The following is a 16820-nucleotide window of genomic DNA, read 5'->3' as shown; positions in this document are numbered from 1 at the left end:
CGCGACCCCATCGGGACGCGCATTGAACTGCTCTGAACCATGTTGGACCGCATCCGGGCCTCGCTGCCCGCCCTGCCCCCGGCCGAACAACGGGTGGCCGAACTCCTGCTGCGAGATCCCCGCAGTTTTGCTTCGTTGCCGGTGGGCGAGCTGGCCCGGCGCGCCGAGGTCAGCAAGCCCACGGTGGTGCGCTTCTGCCGCAGCGTGGGCTACGACGGCCTGGTCGATTTCAAGCTCAAGCTGGCGGGCACGGTCAACGAGGGCGTGCCCTTTGTCCACCGCGCCGTGGACGAAGATGACCGTGCGGCCGAGCTGATCATCAAGGTGGTCGACAACGCGGTCAGCGCCTTGATGAAGTACCGCAACGCGGCCGCCCCCGCCGCCTATGAACGCGCCATCGAGGCCCTGGCAGGCGCCGCCCGCCGCCAATGCCGGCTGGAGTTCTACGGCATGGGCAACTCGGGCATCGTCGCCCAGGATGCCCAGCACAAGTTCTTCCGCCTGGGGGTGAATGCCACCGCCCCCGGCGACAGCCATGTGCAGGTGATGAGCGCCACCATGCTGCGCCCGGGCGACTGCGTGGTCGCCTTCAGCAACTCGGGCCGCAGCCGGGACCTGATCGAAGGCGTGGAGCTGGCCTTGCGCAAGGGCGCGACGTTGATCGCGGTCACCGCCAGCGGCTCACCGCTGGCCCAGCTGGCCCAATCGCATGGGCAGATCCTGCTGGCGGCCGACCATCCCGAGGATTACGACCGCTACAGCCCGATGGTGTCGCGGCTGTTGCACCTGACCATCGTGGACATCCTGACCACTGGCGTGGCGCTGAAGCTGGGACAGGCCCTGCGGCCGACGCTGCAGGAAATCAAGAGCAACCTGAAGTTGCGCCGTTACGCCGCGGGTGACTGAAGCCCCAGCAACCCATCCACGCCGTACAGGCGGGCCAGCTGGGTCAGGTGCACCGGTGCGCCCTGGACCGACCAGGCGAGGTTGCGAGCCTCCGCCTGACGGCGGCAGGCCAGCAGCACGGCCAAGGTGGCGGAATCGACCTGCTGCAGGGCCTGGGCATCCACCGTCAGGGTGGTGCCCGGCGCTGCCGCAATGCGCTGCAACAGATCGGCCCGAACCTGGCGGGCCTCGTGCAGCGTGATCTGGGCCGGCAGGGTCAGCATGCTCACCCCTTGGCCGGAGTCGCCTTGTTCTTCTCGACCAGCTTGGTGATCAGCCCATCGATGCCACTGGCATTGATCTCCTGGGCGAAGCTGCTCTTGTACTGCTCGACCAGCCAGACCCCCAGCACGTTCACATCGTAGATGCGCCAGCCGTCGCCGCTCTTCTCCAGCCGGTAGTCCAGCTGGATCGGATCGCCCCGGCCACGGATCTCGGTGCGCACCACCACCTCGGTGTCGGTCGGCGCGGCCCGCAGGGGTTTGAGTGCCACGGTCTGGTCACGCACCTGCGCCAGCGCACCGGCATAGGTGCGCACCAGCAGGGTCTTGAATTCCTGCTGCAGGCGCTTCTTCTGGTCCGGCGTGGCGGTGCGCCAGAAGCGGCCGACGGCCGAGGCCGTCATGCGCTGGAAATCGACGTTGGGCATCACCTTGGCGTCGACCAGTGCATTGATGCGGCTGACATCTCCACCCTGGATGGCCTTGTCGGCCTTGACGGCGTCGATCACCTCGGTCGACAACTGGCGGATCATGGTGTCCGGTGCCAGGGCTTCGGCATGCAGCGTCGGCAGCACGGCCGAGGCGGCGGCCACGGTCACGACCATGGCGGCACGGGGCAGATGGATGAGCGGATTGGACGGCACGGTTGGCGCTCCTTGTTGTGTGCGGGCCCAAGGCCCTTGTGTGGTTTCAACGGCCCGGGACCGCGCGGGGTGTACCGACGAACAGGTGACCAAATGTTGTCACGGCGTTTCGTCATCGTCCGGCGGATTGCCGTCGTACACCTGGCTGCGGCGGCGGGCCAGATAGGCGTCGCGCAGGAAGCTGTAGCGGTCCAGCGCCACCTCGTTGAGCAGCTGGCTGGCCCCGAGCAGATTGGCCCGCGTGTTGACCACCTTCAGGACAGACACGCCCATCGTGGCAGAGGTTCCGCTGGTGAGCTGGGTATCCAGCGAGGCGTACAGATCCACCGGCGTGGCCAGCGTGTCACGCGCATCGGACGGCCCCAGCAGCGGCAGCACGATGTAGGGTCCGGGCGGCACCCCCCAACGGCCCAAGGTCTGACCAAAATCCTCGCTACGCCGTTCCATGCCCAGTTCGGTGGCCTGGTCGAACAGGCCGCCCATCCCGAAGAAGGTGTTGGTCAACACCCGCATGGTCATCTCCAGCGTGTTGCCCATCTTGCCTTGCAACAGCTGATTCACGGTGGACCAGACGTCGCCCAGATTGCCCAGCACATTGGACACCCCGGTGCGCACCATGCTGGGCACCACCTTCTGGTAGGTCTCGGCCACCGGCTTCAGCACATGGACATCCAGCTTGTCGTTGAACTCGAACACCTGCCGGTTGAGCCTCTCATAGGGGTCACGTGGGTTGACCGCGGGCGCCTCGTCCTCCGGCGGCAGAGCCTCCTCGTCCGGCGCCGCCGCCTCACCCTCCGCCGCGGCAGAGGCCGACGCTGCGGGCGCCGCCGGTGCCGAAGCAGCCGAGGCCGCGGCCGCAGAGGCCTCCGCCACGGCCTCGGGCATCTCGTCGGCCCAGCCCCCCGCCGACAGCAGGGCCAGCAGGCTCCAGACTGCCAGCCGCGCCCTCATTGCGCCGCTCCCGAGGCGGCCGTGCCCGCATCAGCCGCCTTGCTGAACAGCAGTTGGCCGATCAGGTTCTCCAGCACCAGGGCCGACTGGGTCTGTTTGATCATGTCCCCGGCCGCCAGGTTCTTCTCGTCTCCCCCGGGCTCCAGGCCCACGTATTGGTCGCCCAACAGGCCCGAGGTCAGGATCTTGGCCGAGGAATCCTTGGGAAATTGCACATCCTTGTGCAGCTCCATGGTGACCACACCCTGGTAGGTCTGCGGATCGAGCTTGATCGACAGCACCCGGCCCACATCCACCCCAGCGGAACGCACCGGCGCCCGCGGCTTCAGGCCGCCGATGTTGTCAAAGCGGGCCTGCACGACATAGCCATCGCCGCCGGCAGAAAAACTGGCCAGGTTGGCCGCCTTCAGCGCCAGGAAGACCAGCGCCAGCACGCCCAGCACCACGAACAGGCCGACCAGGATCTCGGTACTTTTCTTGTTCATCTCGTGTTCTCTTCTCGCGGTCCGCGGTCTCTCAATGCGTCTTGAACATCAGCGCGGTCAGGATGAAGTCCATCCCCAGCACCAGCAGCGAAGCGATCACCACGCCGCGCGTGGTGGCATAGGACACGCCACCGGGTGTGGGCACGGCCTCGTAGCCCTGGTAGAGCGCCACAAAAGTGCAGATCACGCCGAAGGCCAGGGCCTTGAGCATGCCATTGCCGACGTCGTGCCAGACATCCACGCCCGACTGCATCGTCGCCCAGAAGCTGCCCTCATCCACACCAATCAGCCAGACGGCCACCACGTAGGCGCCCAGGATGCCCACGGCGCAAAACAGGGCCGCCAACAAGGGCATGGACACCAGTCCGCCCAGGAAGCGGGGGGCCAGCACCCGGGAACGGGGATCGACCGCCATCATCTCCATGGCGGACAGTTGTTCGCCTGCCTTCATCAGACCGATCTCGGCAGTCAGCGACGTGCCAGCCCGTCCGGCAAACAACAATGCCGCCACCACCGGCCCCAGTTCGCGCACCAGCGCCAGGTTGATCACCAGGCCCAGCGAACTGGCGGAGCCGTAGGTGCTCAACACGTAATAGAGCTGCAGGGCCAGCACAAAGCCCACCGCCAGGCCGGAGGCGCAGATGATGGCCAGCGACCGGTAGCCGATGGCGTAGATCTGCGCGACCACCAGCCCGAAGCGACGCAAGGCCGCCGGCGAGTGGCGCAGCAAATCAAGGAAGAAATAAGCGGCCTGGCCCAGCGAGCTCACCCAGGCCAGGGTCATCGCGCCAATGCGCCGCAGCAGTTCGGTCATGCCTTCAACCCCAGGTCCTGCGCCAGCGGTGGAGCCGGGTAATGGAACCGCACCGGGCCATCGGGTTCCCCCCGGATGAACTGGCGCACCTCTGGATCCTCCGAGGCCATCAGTTCGGCCGGCGTGCCATGGGCCACGACCCGCCCCTGCGAGGACATCAGGTAGACGACATCGGCGATGGCGAAACTCTCCTGCACGTCGTGCGACACCAGCAGCGTGGTCGCCCCGGTCGTGTCGTTGAGCCGGCGCACCAGGTTGGCAGTGACGCCCATCGAGATGGGGTCCAGCCCCGTGAAGGGTTCGTCGTACATGATGACTTCCGGATCCAGTGACACGGTGCGGGCCAGCGCGATGCGGCGCGCCATGCCACCGGAGATCTCGTTGATGCGCAGCTCCGCCGCCCCCCGCAGCCCCACCGCCTGCAGCTTCATCAGCACGATGTCGCGGATCATTGCCTCATCCAGATCGGTGTGCTCACGCAAAGGAAAGGCGACGTTGTCGAACACGTTCAGATCCGTGAACAGGGCGCCAAACTGGAACAGCAGGCCCATGCGACGACGCAGCCGGTACAACTGCGCCCGATCATTGGCCTGGATCACCTCACCGCCAAAGCGGATCTCGCCTTTCTGCACCCCATACATGCCGCCGATCAGGCGCAGCAATGTGGTCTTGCCACAGCCAGACCCGCCCAGAATGGCGGTCACCTGACCGCGCTGAAAGGCCAGGGACACGTCGTTCAGGATGGTCCGGCTACCGTCATAGCCGAACGAGACGTGGTCAAACGCGATCAGAGGGTCGGACAAAAGCCATCGGGCCAACTCAATGGCCGAAAGTTGAACATGGGGGGTACTTCACATGCGCCCAGCGCAGCACATCCAGGATGCACGCATCCGGGGCAATCCGTAGGATACCGGATTCGCAAGCCGCACTTGAAGCGGCTGGGTTTCACCGCGCCTTGGCAAGGCCATCCGCGCTGGCGCCAGCAGGATCGCCGAAACCCAGTGCAATCCACTGCCCGAAACAGGCTTCCCATGTGAAAAGACCCCACCAACCAGCGGTCGATGGGGTCGACAGGCGGCGCAGACCGGACGAACCAGCAGTCCCCACCCGGCGCGCGATCAGCGCGGCAGCACGGTGCTGCCCATCAGGTACGCGTCCACAGCGCGGGCGGCCTGCCGCCCTTCCCGGATGGCCCAGACCACCAAGGATTGACCTCGGCGCATGTCGCCGGCGGCAAACACCTTGTCCGCGGTGGTGTGATAGCCGACCACCGAATCGGTCGTGGCCTTCGCATTGCCTCGGGCGTCCTTGTCCACGCCAAAGGCGCTCAGGATGGACGCCACCGGTGACACGAAGCCCATGGCCAGCAGCACCAGATCGGCCTTGTATTCCTTCTCGGTACCGGGGATCTCGATCATCTTGCCGTCCTTCCACTCGACGTGGACGGTCTTCAGCCCGGTGACCTTGCCCTTGCTGCCGATGAATTCCTTGGTCGCGATCGCGAATTCGCGGGTGCAGCCTTCGTCGTGGCTGGAGCTGGTGCGCAGCTTGATCGGCCAGTAGGGCCAGACCAGCGGCTTGTTCTCGTGCTCGGGCGGCATGGGCATCAGCTCGAACTGGGTCACGCTGGCTGCGCCATGGCGGTTGCTGGTGCCCACGCAGTCGCTGCCGGTGTCGCCGCCACCGATGACGATGACATGCTTGCCATCGGCGCGCAGCTGGCCCTTGAGCTTGTCGCCGGCGTTGACCTTGTTCTGCTGCGGCAAGAACTCCATCGCGAAGTGCACGCCGTCCAGGTCACGCCCGGGCACCGGCAGGTCGCGGCTCTGCTCGGAACCACCGCACAGCAGCACGGCGTCGAACTCGGCCTTGAGCTGATTGGCGCTGACGGTTTCGGTGGCCCAGTTGGTCACCTTGGAACCTTCGGGCATCTCGCCCACCAGGGTGCTGGTGCGGAACACCACGCCCTCGGCCTCCATCTGGGTCACGCGGCGGTCGATGTGCGTCTTGTCCAGCTTGAAGTCGGGGATGCCGTAGCGCAGCAACCCGCCGACACGGTCGTTCTTCTCGAACACGGTGACGGCATGGCCGGCGCGGGCCAGCTGCTGGGCCGCCGCCAGACCGGCCGGGCCGCTGCCAATGACGGCCACCTTCTTGCCGGTCTTCACGGCCGCGGGCTGCGGCTTCACCCAGCCCTCTTCCCAGGCCCGGTCGATGATGGCGTGCTCGATCGACTTGATGCCCACCGCATCGTTGTTGATGTTGAGCGTGCAGGCAGCCTCGCAGGGCGCCGGACAGATGCGACCGGTGAACTCGGGGAAGTTGTTGGTGCTGTGCAGCACCTGGATCGCCTGCGCCCACTCGCCCCGGTACACCAAGTCGTTGAAGTCCGGGATGATGTTGTTGACCGGGCAACCGTTGTTGCAGAACGGCGTGCCGCAGTCCATGCAGCGCGCGCCCTGGATCTTGGCCTCGTCGGCGTTCAGGCCGATCACGAATTCCTTGTAGTTCTTCAGGCGCTTCTCGACCGGCTGATAGCCCTCGTTCAGGCGCTCAAATTCCAGGAAGCCAGTGACTTTTCCCATGATGTGATTCCTCGCGTTCCCGGGGATTACTTGGCGGCCGCGGTCTTGGCCGCCTTCTTGTCGCCCTTGGCCTTGGCCACGATGTCGCCCGCTTCCTTGGCCGCGTGCAACTCACCCAGCGCCCGCTTGTATTCGTTCGGGAAGACCTTCACGAACTTGGCGCGGGACTCGGCCCAGTGGTCCAGGATGTCCCGGGCCCGCAGTGAGCCGGTCCACTTGTGATGGTCCTCGACCAGCTTCTTGAGCAGGGCCTCGTCGGTGGCGCCACGGTGCCAGATGGCCGGGTCCACCGCGGTCTCCTGCTCGGCGGCCGGCAGCACCTTCTCCAGGGCCACCTGTGCCGTGTTGCAGCGCTTGGCAAACAGGCCGTCCTCGTCATAGACATAGGCCACGCCGCCGGACATGCCCGCCGCAAAGTTGCGACCCGTCTTGCCCAGCACCACCACCGTGCCACCGGTCATGTATTCGCAGCCATGGTCGCCGGTGCCTTCCACCACCGCCGAGGCGCCGGACATGCGCACAGCGAAACGCTCGCCCGCCACGCCCCGGAAGAAGGCCTCACCAGTGGTGGCGCCGAACAGCGCCGTGTTGCCGACGATGATGTTCTTGGCCGCATCACCGCGGAACTCGATCGACGGACGCACCACGATGCGGCCACCCGACAGGCCCTTGCCGGTGTAGTCGTTGGCCTCGCCGATCAGGTACATCGTGATGCCCGGCGCCAGGAAGGCGCCAAAGCTCTGACCGCCGGTGCCTTCCAGCTGGATGAACAGCGTGTGGTCCGGCAGACCATCCGGGCGGTGGCGGATGAGCTCGCCCGAGAGCATGGCGCCCACCGAGCGGTTGACATTGCGGGCATCGTCCATGAACTGGACCTTCTCGCCCTTCTCGATGGCCGCACGGCTCTTCTCGATCAGCCGCACGTCCAGCGACTTCTCCAGGCCGTGGTCCTGCGACTCCACGTGGAAGCGCGGCACTTCGGCCGGCACTTCGGGCAGGTGGAACACCTTGCTGAAGTCCAGGCCCTTGGCCTTCCAGTGGCTGATGGCCTTCTTGGTGTCCAGCAGGTCGGCCCGACCAATCAGGTCGTCGAACTTGCGGATGCCCAGCTGGGCCATGATCTGGCGCGCTTCCTCGGCAACGAAGAAGAAGTAGTTCACCACGTGCTCGGGCTTGCCCGAGAACTTCTGGCGCAACACCGGGTCCTGCGTGGCCACGCCCACCGGGCAGGTGTTCAGATGGCACTTGCGCATCATGATGCAGCCCTCGACCACCAGCGGTGCGGTGGCGAAGCCGAACTCGTCCGCACCCAGCAGGGCACCGATGACCACGTCGCGGCCGGTCTTCATCTGACCGTCGGCCTGCACCCGCACGCGGCCGCGCAGACGGTTGAGCACCAGGGTCTGCTGCGTTTCGGCCAGCCCCAGTTCCCAGGGCGTGCCCGCATGCTTGATCGAGCTCCACGGCGAGGCGCCGGTGCCACCGTCGTGGCCGGCGATCACGATGTGGTCGGACTTGCACTTGGCCACGCCCGCCGCGATCGTGCCCACCCCCACCTCGGACACCAGCTTCACGCTGATGCTGGACTTGGGGTTCACGTTCTTCAGATCGTGGATCAGCTGGGCCAGGTCCTCGATCGAGTAGATGTCGTGGTGCGGCGGCGGCGAGATCAGCCCCACGCCCGGCACCGAGTGGCGCAGACGGCCGATGTACTCGGACACCTTGCCGCCCGGCAGCTGACCGCCTTCGCCCGGCTTGGCGCCTTGGGCCATCTTGATCTGGATCTGGTCGGCCGACACCAGGTACTCGGTTGTCACGCCAAAGCGGCCGGAAGCCACCTGCTTGATCTTCGAGCGCAGGCTGTCGCCGGCCTTCATCTCGTAGTCGGCCTCGATGACCTTCGCGCCGATCACGTCCGACACCTTGGTGCCCGCGGTGATGGGGATGCCCTTGAGCTCGTTGCGATAACGGGCCGGATCCTCGCCGCCCTCACCGGTGTTGGACTTGCCGCCGATGCGGTTCATCGCCAGCGCCAGCGTGCTGTGGGCCTCGGTCGAGATGGAGCCCAGCGACATCGCGCCGGTGGCGAAGCGCTTGACGATCTCGGAGGCCGGCTCGACCTCATCCACCGGAATGGCCTTGGCCGGGTCGAACTTGAACTCGAACAGACCGCGCAGCGTCAGATGGCGCTTGCTCTGGTCGTTGATGATCTGGGCATATTCCTTGTAGGTGTCGAACTTGCCCGAGCGCGTGCTGTGCTGCAGCTTGGCGATGGCGTCAGGCGTCCACATGTGCTCTTCGCCACGGGCGCGCCAGGCGTATTCGCCGCCGGCGTCCAGCATGCCGGCCAGCACCGGGTCGGCACCGAAGGCCGCGCGGTGGTTGCGCAGGGCTTCCTCGGCCACCTCGAACACACCGATGCCTTCGACCTGGGTGGCCGTGCCGCGGAAGTACTTCTGCACCAGGTCCTTGGACAGTCCGATGGCCTCGAACAGCTGGGCGCCGCAGTAGGACATGTAGGTCGACACGCCCATCTTCGACATGATCTTCGAGAGACCCTTGCCGATGGCCTTGATGTAGTTGTAGATCGCCTTCTCGGCCGACAGCGCCCCCGGCAGGTCGGCGTGCATCGCCGTCAGGGTCTCCAGCGCCAGATAGGGATGGACGGCCTCGGCACCGTAACCGGCCAGCACGGCGAAGTGGTGCACCTCACGGGCCGAACCGGTTTCGACCACCAGGCCGGCCGAGGTCCGCAGACCCGCGCGCACCAGGTGGTGGTGGATGGCCGACAGCGCCAGCAGGGCCGGGATCGCGATGTTGTCGCGGTCCATCGCCTTGTCGGAGATGATCAGGATGTTGTGGCCGCTCTGGATGGCATCCACCGCCTCGGCGCACAACGAGGCCAGCTTGGCCTCCACCCCGCGTTTGCCCCAGGCCAGCGGGTAGGTGATGTTGACCTCGTAGGTCTTGAACTTGCCGTGGGTCTGGGCCTCGATGCTGCGCAGGCGCGCCATATCCTGGAAGTCCAGGATGGGCTGGTGCACTTCCAGCCGCATCGGCGGATTGACCGCGTTGATGTCCAGCAGGTTCGGCTTCGGACCGATGAAGCTGTTGAGCGACATCACGATGGCTTCGCGGATCGGGTCGATCGGCGGGTTCGTGACCTGGGCGAACAGCTGCTTGAAGTAGTTGTAGAGCGGCTTGCTGCGGTCCGACAGCACGGCCAACGGGCTGTCGTTGCCCATCGAGCCGATGCCTTCTTCACCATTGGTCGCCATCGGCGCCAGCAGGAACTTGATGTCTTCCTGCGTGTAGCCGAAAGCCTGCTGGCGGTCGAGCAGCGTCTCCTTGAAGGTCGCGGGCACGGCACCTTCCGGCGCCTCGACATCGTCCAGGCGCACGCGGACGTTGTCGATCCACTGACGGTACGGACGGGCGCTGGCGAACTGCGTCTTCAGCTCCTCGTCGTTGACGATGCGGCCCTGCTCCAGGTCGATCAGGAACATCTTGCCCGGCTGCAGACGCCACTTCTGGACGATCTTGTTCTGCGGGATGGGCAGCACGCCCGATTCCGAGGCCATGACCACCAGATCGTCGTCGGTCACCAGGTAGCGGGCCGGGCGCAGGCCGTTGCGGTCCAGCGTGGCGCCGATCTGCTTGCCGTCGGTGAAGACCATGGCGGCCGGGCCGTCCCAGGGCTCCATCATCGAGGCGTGGTACTCGTAGAAGGCGCGGCGGCGCTCGTCCATCAGCTCATGGTTCTCCCAGGCTTCCGGGATCATCATCATCGCCGCGTGCGCCAGCGGGTAGCCCGCCATCGTCAGCAGTTCGAGCGCGTTGTCGAAGGTGGCCGTGTCGGACTGGCCTTCGAAGCTGATCGGGTAGAGCTTGGGCAGGTCGTCACCCAGCACCGGCGACTTCATCACGCCTTCGCGGGCCCGCATCCAGTTGAAGTTGCCCTTGACGGTGTTGATTTCGCCGTTGTGGGCCACCATCCGGTACGGGTGGGCCAGCGGCCACTCGGGGAAGGTGTTGGTGGAGAAGCGCTGGTGCACCAGGGCCAGGGCCGAGACGGCGCGCGGATCCTGCAGGTCCTTGTAGTACTTGCCGACCTGGTCGGCCAGCAGCAGGCCCTTGTAGATGATGGTGCGGCAGCTCATGCTGGGCACGTAGTACTCACGCGAGTGCGTCAGCTGCAGGCGCTGGATGGCGGCCGACGCGGTCTTGCGGATGACGTAGAGCTTGCGCTCCAGGGCGTCGGGAACAATGATGTCCTGGCCACGGCCGATGAAGACTTGGCGGATCACCGGCTCGGTCTTGTGCACGGTCGGTGACATCGGCATGTCGCGGTCCACCGGCACGTCACGCCAGCCCAGCAGCACCTGGCCTTCGGCCTTGATCGCCCGCTCCAGTTCCTGCTCGCAGGCCAGGCGGGAGGCATGTTCCTTGGGCAGGAAGATCATGCCCACGCCGTACTCCCCCGGCGGCGGCAGCGTCACGCCCTGGGCGGCCATCTCGGCCCGGAAGAACTCGTCCGGAATCTGGATCAGGATGCCGGCGCCATCGCCCATCAGCTTGTCGGCCCCGACCGCACCCCGGTGATCCAGGTTCTCCAGGATCTTCAGACCCTGCTCAATGATGCGATGGTCCTTGTTGCCCTTGATGTGCGCCACAAAGCCCACACCGCAGGCGTCCTTCTCGGACGCGGGCTGGTACAGGCCGTTGGCGGCCAGCGCTTCGATTTCCGTGCGGACAGCAGGTCCCGTGGCGGCCGTGGTCATGGCGCACTCCTTGACAGATGACGAGGGAATGTGAGCGAGTGTGCTCGGAATTGCCTCCACCGACAAGCGGAAATAAATAGTGTCAGACTCGAATTATTTGTCCAAGTCTTTCGCTGGGTCAATTAATTAGTGCCAGAGTCGAGGCCACTCAGATCCGTTTTGCGGGGGCGCCCCCTGGGTCGCGGGGCCAGCGGCCGATGCAACTCACGTTCCAGGCGTTGCCGCGCTTGCGGGCTGCCGTACAGCAGGCCCTGCCTCAAAGCCTGTTCAACAGCACGCTGCTGCGGCACTGTCACCCCCTGCGCCAAACGCTCCCGGTACGCCGCCTCACGTTCAAACGGGGTGTTGCCCAAGGCCCAGACCGCCGCGTGGTCGGTGATCAATGCATCGGTGCGCACCCCAAGGTGGTGCGGTGCACTGGACCAGGCGTACTGATCGGCCCTGACGGCCTGCCCTGCCATCCGCTCCGGGGCGGTCTCGATGAACCCCTGGCAGTCCAACACCGCCTCCGCATCCACCAGATGCGAGGCGAAGCGCCCCTCCCACAGGGTGCCGGTGCGTCCGTGGCGGCGGTTGAAATCCGCCACGTAGCGACGCCCCAGGGCTTGCATCATCCGGCTGATGCCCTCCTGGGTGGACGGGGTGAGCAGCAGATGGATCCGGTCATCCAGCAGCACATAGGCATGCAAGGCCACCCGGTATTCGCGGGCCACCGTCCGCAGGTGCGTCAGATAGCACCGGCGGTCCTCGTCGTCCCGGAACACCGGGCCCTGGTTGTGCCCTCGCACCGCCACATGGTGCGGATGTCCAGGCAGGAAGATGCGCTGTGGGCGGGCCATGGCTTCAGTCTAGCCAAGCCAGCGGCCGGCGCCTTGGCTCAGACGGCGTCGGCGAACAGGTCGCGGCCAAACAGCCGGCGATGTTCCCGGCAGGCAAAGCGGTCGGTCATCCCGGCCAGATAGTCGGCCACGGCCCGCGCCGTGTCCTGTCCCTGCTGGTACTCCGCAGGCAGGGCGCCAGGGTCGGCGGTGTAGGCGCTGAACAGCTCGCGCACGATGGTGCGCCCCTTCTCCGTCGTCGCCATCACCTGCGGATGCCGGTAGAGATGGCGGAACAGAAAGCGCTTCAGTTCGGCGCTGCGCACCCGCATCTCTTCGCTGAAGCACACCAAAGGGCCGGCCCGGCGGACGGCATCAACGCTGTCCACACCCGAAGCAGACAACACCAGTCGCGTCGCGTCGATCACGTCGTAGACCTGGGCCGAAAGCATGCGACGGATCACCTCCGCCAGATAGCGCCGTGGCTCTGCCGCCTCCAGATGGGGATGGTCCGCGCTCACCGACTGTGCGAACTGTCGGAACAGCGGCACCTCCCGCAAGGCTTCGATGCTCAGCAGACCAGAACGCACGCCGTCATCGATGTCATGCGCGTTGTAGGCGATCTCGTCGGCGAGATTGGTCAGCTGGGCCTCCAGGCTGGGCTGCTCGCCCCGCAGAAAACGCTGCCAGATGCCCCCCGGCTCGACCGCATCCAGCCGCTCGGCCAGCCCCCGCGGACAGCGCTTCAAGATTCCTTCCCGGGTCTCGAAGCACAGGTTCAGGCCGTCCCACTCGGGATAGCGGCGCTCCAGCCGATCCACCACCCGCAGGCTCTGCAGGTTGTGCTCGAAACCACCATGCCCTTGCATGCAGTCGTTCAGCGCATCCTGCCCGGCGTGGCCAAAGGGCGTGTGCCCCAGGTCATGGGCCAGGGCCACCGTCTCGACCAGATCCTCGTTCAAGCCCAGGCTGCGGGCGATCGAGCGGCCCAGTTGGGCCACCTCCAGCGAATGGGTCAACCGCGTCCGAAACAGATCGCCCTCGTGGTTGAGAAACACCTGTGTCTTGTAGACCAGACGGCGAAAGGCACTGCTGTGCACGATGCGGTCCCGGTCGCGCTGAAAATCCGATCGGGTCGGCGCCGGTGCCTCGGCAATGCGCCGTCCCCGGGAGCGGCCCGGGTCGCAGGCATAGGGAGCCAACTCGGTCACAGACAGCGCACCGTCAACCCGTACAGGCAGCGAGCGTTTCCCGCACCAGGGCCTCCGGCGCCGACTGCACCACCGCCGAGCCCAGCCCGTCGATCAACACGAAGCGGATGTCGCCGGCCTCCGCCTTCTTGTCCACGCGCATGTGGTGCAGGTACTCGTCTGCCGACAAGGCCGGACCGCGCGTGGGCAGCCCAGCGCGTGCCACCAGCCGCCGCAAACGGTCCACGAACTCGCGAGGCATCAAACCCAACCGAGCCGAGAGATCCGCCGCCATCACCATGCCGGCCCCCACGGCCTCGCCGTGGAGCCAGACGCCGAACCCCAACCCAGCCTCAATGGCGTGGCCGAAAGTGTGGCCGAAATTCAGGATGGCGCGCAGCCCCCCCTCGCGCTCATCTGCCGAGACGACGGAGGCCTTGATCTCGCAGGAACGCTGCACGGCCCGCGCGACCGCTGTGCCGTCCAGCGCCACCAGGTCACCGATGTGGCCTTCGATCCAGTCCAGGAAGGCCGCGTCGGCGATGGGGCCGTACTTGATGATTTCGGCCAAGCCGGCCGACACCTCGCGCGCGGGCAGGGTGCGCAGGGTTGAGATGTCGCAGATCACGCGCTGAGGCTGATAGAAGGCCCCAATCATGTTCTTGCCCAGCGGGTGGTTGATCGCGGTCTTGCCCCCCACCGATGAATCCACCTGGGACAGCAGCGTGGTCGGCACCTGGATGAACGGCACGCCGCGCATGTAGCAGGCCGCGGCAAAACCGGTCATGTCGCCGATCACACCGCCGCCCAGCGCCACCAGCACGGTCTTGCGATCGCACTGCCGCGTCAGCAGGTGATCGAAGATCAGGTTGAGGGAGGTCCAGTCCTTGTGGCTCTCCCCATCGGGGAGCACCACCTGCTCGACGCGGGGATAACGGGACGCCAGTTCCGCCACCAGCGACTGGGCATAGAGCGGCGCGACCACAGTGTTGGTGACCACCATGGCAGCGCTGGCTGCAGGGAGATCGGCCCAGGCCTGTGCCGACTGCATCAGGCCCTCACCAATCAGCACGTCATAGCTACGCTCTCCCAGCGCAACAGGCACTCGAGCGACCATCCGATCCACGACTTCCTCCATGGGAGGGAGTTTACGCGGAGCCGCTGCGTTGGCCGGTCTCCACCGGTGCCGAGGCAGGCGAAACACCGTTCGGCGCCAGTTCCAGTTGCATGGCCAGGAGATGGGAGATGGCGGACACGGAAGAGCGGCCAGTGTCGATCACGTGATCGGCCATCTCCCGGTAGAGCGGATCCCGCTGGGTGTAGAGCTGCTGCAGGCGGATCACGGCGTCCGTGTCCTGCAGCAGCGGCCGTTGGGTGTCGTGCCGAAGACGCCGCGCCAAGTCATCAACGCTGGCCCGCAGGTACACCACGGTGTTGCCGTGAGCCTTCAGCGCGCGGCGGTTGGCTTCCCGCAGCACCGCACCTCCGCCCGTGGCCAGGACGATGCCAGGCTGGGCCGCCAGATGCTCAATCGCCGCCTGCTCCAACTCCCGGAAGCTGGCCTCCCCATGCTGCTCGAAATGGGCGCGAATGGAGTGACCCAGTTCGCGCTCGATCTCGGCATCGCTGTCGACAAAGCGCCAACCAAGCAGCCTGGACAGCTGGCGCCCGACTGTGGACTTGCCACTGCCGGGCATGCCGATCAAACACACGGTCACGCTGATGCTGCCCAGTGGCTGGCCACCATCAATACGTGTTGGAGCAGCCTGCGCTGACTCCATACGGAGAGTAGACGAAGGCCGGGGTGCTGTTGATGTTGGTGACAGCAGAAGCCGGAATAGGCAGGATGCCCTGCATGCTTGCATGTCCTTCCGTCCCACTGATGCCGCTTGCAGTCACCGACAGGGTGTAACCCACCCAAGAGGCGACATTTTTCGGGTAACGCAGTTGCAGCACCACCAAACCGTCGCTGCTGGTGGTCTTGGAACCCACCACCGTCACCGACGCATCCGACTTGTGGGGATCCAATTCCCCATTGCCATTCATGTCCTCAGACACGCCATTCAGAATGTCCAGCACGCCATTGCGATTGACGTCTTCATTCGAACAGGCATCTTGAATCACACGAGTCCACTGGGTGCCCTTTTGGTATGCCCCCTTGTAGAACGCAGGCAGATCCAGCACTGGCGTCACGGTGACACCAGACATGGCAGCCCCCGAGCTATCGACGACCATCACCACAAACTGCTTGATGTAAGTCAGCGTGTCATCGCCCTCGGAGATCAACTCATTGGTCCCCAGTGTCACCGCGACAGGAGAGGCCGTCACGGTCAAGGTCGTGGTCACACTGTTCGGACAGGTCCCCACCGCAAAATCCGCATAGTCCCAACAAGCCCGAACCGTCAACCCGTTTGTCGGACTGGCCTGTGAGCCAGGTTTGTAGGCCCCCGTCACCACACCACTGCTGTTGGAATACAGCATGGTGGTTCCAGACAGGATGCTGCCACCAACGTTGTTGACGTCTCCAGCAAGATCAAATCGAACACGTACATTCTGGACGGGCTGGTTGTCCGCCCCGATGAACAGTGCACGCAACTGCGCCTGATTCGAAGTCGAAGACGTGTTCACGGCCACGACGCTGGGATTTGCGCTCAAAGAGGCCGAACTGACCACGCCTTGCGCCGTGGGCACCGACCCATTTTGCGCCAGCACCTGAATGACCTGGGTGTCCGTGACCCCCGCCGCCGTGGCGGTCAGTGTGATAGACCCCGGCGAGGAGGGCGCCGAATAGGTATAGACGTACGAACCATTCGAATCAGTCACGCCATCCACCGTCGTCAATCCCGGTGCCGAAATCGTGATCGCTTGATTGGAGATGGCGTTGTCATTGACATCGGTAACCCGATAGACCACTTGATTGCCAGTCGACGAAGGTGCCACCGAAACCGAGAGAGAAGCCGTGATCTGAGCTCCCGTCACCTGGAAACTGGCGGTCTTTTTGATGCTGCCGCTTGTCGCGGTCACCGTGATCACACGATTGGACCGGTCCGCACCAGGGGACACCGTTCCGGTCACCGCCCCGCTGGTGCTTGTTGTCGTGGAGGAGGTCGTCAGGATTGCATCAGAATCTGCCGACAGATTGACCGTGGCCCCACTCACGGCATTGCGATTCGCGTCCACCGCCGTCACCGTCACGGCCAAGGTGTCGGTTCCGTTGTTCGACAGAGTGGTTGAGCCCAGGGACAAAACGAGATCGGACACCGCGGTCGACGTGCCATCACCAAACGGAGACGTTCCTGCGTCACTGCTGCTGCCACCGCCGCAGCCGCTGATGGCCACAACCATGGCCATCAGCAATCCACTCCAAAGCCTACGAAACATTGTCA

Annotated in this window: 14 protein-coding genes; 1 reads left to right on the top strand and 13 read right to left on the bottom strand. The window is 65.4% G+C overall.

Annotation, left to right across the window (positions count from 1 at the left end; genetic code table 11):
- Nucleotides 1–39: 39 nt before the first annotated feature.
- Nucleotides 40–906 (top strand): SIS domain-containing protein, encoded by an 867-nt coding sequence (locus tag KGA65_RS19615; protein ID WP_225864814.1) that lies wholly within the window; start codon nucleotides 40–42, stop codon nucleotides 904–906.
- On the opposite strand, the gene KGA65_RS19610 is transcribed toward KGA65_RS19615, so the two are convergent.
- The 13 genes from KGA65_RS19610 to KGA65_RS19550 form a co-directional block, all read right to left on the bottom strand.
- Nucleotides 888–1169: an STAS domain-containing protein gene (locus KGA65_RS19610; protein ID WP_225864813.1), complete on the bottom strand. Its 282-nt coding sequence runs from the start codon at nucleotides 1167–1169 to the stop codon at nucleotides 888–890. The two genes, KGA65_RS19615 and KGA65_RS19610, sit on opposite strands and share 19 nt — an antisense overlap.
- A 2-nt stretch (nucleotides 1170–1171) precedes the next feature.
- The gene (locus KGA65_RS19605; protein ID WP_225865007.1) at nucleotides 1172–1771 is read right to left on the bottom strand and encodes an MlaC/ttg2D family ABC transporter substrate-binding protein; all 600 of its coding nucleotides are present in this window, start codon (nucleotides 1769–1771) and stop codon (nucleotides 1172–1174) included.
- Nucleotides 1772–1909: 138 nt separating this feature from the next.
- On the bottom strand, nucleotides 1910–2761 hold the full coding sequence (locus KGA65_RS19600) for an MlaA family lipoprotein (RefSeq protein ID WP_225864812.1): 852 nt from the start codon (nucleotides 2759–2761) through the stop codon (nucleotides 1910–1912).
- Nucleotides 2758–3246, bottom strand: a complete 489-nt coding sequence (mlaD, locus tag KGA65_RS19595; RefSeq protein WP_225864811.1) for an outer membrane lipid asymmetry maintenance protein MlaD — start codon at nucleotides 3244–3246, stop codon at nucleotides 2758–2760. Before mlaD ends, KGA65_RS19600 begins: the two co-directional genes overlap by 4 nt.
- A 31-nt stretch (nucleotides 3247–3277) precedes the next feature.
- Nucleotides 3278–4060 (bottom strand): lipid asymmetry maintenance ABC transporter permease subunit MlaE, encoded by a 783-nt coding sequence (gene mlaE, locus KGA65_RS19590; protein ID WP_225864810.1) that lies wholly within the window; start codon nucleotides 4058–4060, stop codon nucleotides 3278–3280.
- The gene (locus KGA65_RS19585; protein ID WP_225864809.1) at nucleotides 4057–4863 is read right to left on the bottom strand and encodes an ABC transporter ATP-binding protein; all 807 of its coding nucleotides are present in this window, start codon (nucleotides 4861–4863) and stop codon (nucleotides 4057–4059) included. The genes mlaE and KGA65_RS19585 overlap by 4 nt, the downstream gene beginning before the upstream one ends.
- A 315-nt stretch (nucleotides 4864–5178) precedes the next feature.
- Complete coding sequence (locus KGA65_RS19580; RefSeq protein WP_225864808.1) at nucleotides 5179–6645, bottom strand: glutamate synthase subunit beta; 1467 nt, start codon at nucleotides 6643–6645, stop codon at nucleotides 5179–5181.
- A 26-nt stretch (nucleotides 6646–6671) separates the two neighbouring features.
- Nucleotides 6672–11426, bottom strand: a complete 4755-nt coding sequence (locus KGA65_RS19575) for a glutamate synthase-related protein (protein ID WP_225864807.1) — start codon at nucleotides 11424–11426, stop codon at nucleotides 6672–6674.
- 122 nt (nucleotides 11427–11548) lie between these two features.
- Nucleotides 11549–12265: a transposase gene (locus KGA65_RS19570; RefSeq protein WP_225864806.1), complete on the bottom strand. Its 717-nt coding sequence runs from the start codon at nucleotides 12263–12265 to the stop codon at nucleotides 11549–11551.
- Between the two features lie 38 nt (nucleotides 12266–12303).
- Nucleotides 12304–13461 (bottom strand): deoxyguanosinetriphosphate triphosphohydrolase, encoded by a 1158-nt coding sequence (locus KGA65_RS19565; protein ID WP_225865006.1) that lies wholly within the window; start codon nucleotides 13459–13461, stop codon nucleotides 12304–12306.
- A 7-nt stretch (nucleotides 13462–13468) separates the two neighbouring features.
- Nucleotides 13469–14572, bottom strand: a complete 1104-nt coding sequence (aroB, locus tag KGA65_RS19560) for a 3-dehydroquinate synthase (protein ID WP_225864805.1) — start codon at nucleotides 14570–14572, stop codon at nucleotides 13469–13471.
- Nucleotides 14573–14582: 10 nt separating this feature from the next.
- Complete coding sequence (locus tag KGA65_RS19555; RefSeq protein ID WP_225864804.1) at nucleotides 14583–15152, bottom strand: shikimate kinase; 570 nt, start codon at nucleotides 15150–15152, stop codon at nucleotides 14583–14585.
- Nucleotides 15153–15180: 28 nt separating this feature from the next.
- Nucleotides 15181–16785, bottom strand: a complete 1605-nt coding sequence (locus tag KGA65_RS19550) for a hypothetical protein (protein ID WP_225864803.1) — start codon at nucleotides 16783–16785, stop codon at nucleotides 15181–15183.
- Nucleotides 16786–16820: the final 35 nt, after the last annotated feature.

The organism is Ideonella benzenivorans, assembly GCF_020387415.1.
In the GTDB taxonomy this organism is placed as follows: domain Bacteria; phylum Pseudomonadota; class Gammaproteobacteria; order Burkholderiales; family Burkholderiaceae_C; genus Ideonella; species Ideonella benzenivorans.
Note: the sequence above shows the minus strand (reverse complement) of the source record. Positions and strands in the feature narration are given on the sequence as shown.

Bases quoted from the DNA above. Each gene is read 5' to 3' on its own strand.
- KGA65_RS19575 (WP_225864807.1), bottom strand. From the start codon at position 11,426: ATGACCACGGCCGCCACGGGACCTGCTGTCCGCACGGAAATCGAAGCG.
- KGA65_RS19610 (WP_225864813.1), bottom strand. From the start codon at position 1,169: ATGCTGACCCTGCCGGCCCAGATCACGCTGCACGAGGCCCGCCAGGTT.
- KGA65_RS19580 (WP_225864808.1), bottom strand. From the start codon at position 6,645: ATGGGAAAAGTCACTGGCTTCCTGGAATTTGAGCGCCTGAACGAGGGC.
- aroB (WP_225864805.1), bottom strand. From the start codon at position 14,572: ATGGAGGAAGTCGTGGATCGGATGGTCGCTCGAGTGCCTGTTGCGCTG.
- KGA65_RS19615 (WP_225864814.1), top strand. From the start codon at position 40: ATGTTGGACCGCATCCGGGCCTCGCTGCCCGCCCTGCCCCCGGCCGAA.
- KGA65_RS19570 (WP_225864806.1), bottom strand. From the start codon at position 12,265: ATGGCCCGCCCACAGCGCATCTTCCTGCCTGGACATCCGCACCATGTG.
- KGA65_RS19600 (WP_225864812.1), bottom strand. From the start codon at position 2,761: ATGAGGGCGCGGCTGGCAGTCTGGAGCCTGCTGGCCCTGCTGTCGGCG.
- KGA65_RS19605 (WP_225865007.1), bottom strand. From the start codon at position 1,771: ATGGTCGTGACCGTGGCCGCCGCCTCGGCCGTGCTGCCGACGCTGCAT.
- mlaE (WP_225864810.1), bottom strand. From the start codon at position 4,060: ATGACCGAACTGCTGCGGCGCATTGGCGCGATGACCCTGGCCTGGGTG.
- KGA65_RS19550 (WP_225864803.1), bottom strand. From the start codon at position 16,785: ATGGCCATGGTTGTGGCCATCAGCGGCTGCGGCGGTGGCAGCAGCAGT.
- mlaD (WP_225864811.1), bottom strand. From the start codon at position 3,246: ATGAACAAGAAAAGTACCGAGATCCTGGTCGGCCTGTTCGTGGTGCTG.